Source organism: Pseudomonas sp. FSL R10-1350 (assembly GCF_009600525.1).
Classification (GTDB): domain Bacteria; phylum Pseudomonadota; class Gammaproteobacteria; order Pseudomonadales; family Pseudomonadaceae; genus Aquipseudomonas; species Aquipseudomonas helleri.
Genome location: NZ_WIVR01000209.1, coordinates 1 through 335, shown reverse-complemented (window position 1 = coordinate 335; position 335 = coordinate 1). Strand labels below are relative to the sequence as shown.

The window sequence follows — 335 nt, the reverse complement described above, 5'->3', positions numbered from 1 at the left end:
CGCAATCGTCCTCGACCTCATGCCAATCGAAGCGGAAGAAAGCATGCTTGGCCTTGAAGTAGCCGATCTGCAAGACGCAATAGACTTGGGCCTGCAGGCTAGGCCGGCTGCTGGCGAACGCCAGTTCAGATTCGGTCAACGCCAGGTATTCCAGCCGCTGAGCATCGTCGAAGTCCGGTAGGCCGTACAGGGCTTCCTGCTCTGCGTCAGAAAAGACGGTGAGTAGCTTATTCTTGTTGCTCATCGACCGTCCTTCCCGCACCACGCCAACCTGCTCGCGTCAATGTTTCGATCAACGTAGTGCGCTTGACATTGAAGTTGCGGCACACCGCCGC

1 protein-coding gene and 1 pseudogene are annotated in these 335 nt (G+C 57.3%); both read right to left on the bottom strand.

All coding sequences use genetic code 11. The features are described 5' to 3' along the window. The coding region (locus tag GHO25_RS25870) for a DUF4158 domain-containing protein (protein WP_153393457.1) at positions 1 to 244 on the bottom strand (244 nt) is incomplete at its 3' end. Then, a pseudogene (locus GHO25_RS25865) lies at positions 228 to 335 on the bottom strand (recombinase family protein); the annotation flags it as partial. The pseudogene GHO25_RS25865 and the gene GHO25_RS25870, both read right to left, overlap by 17 nt.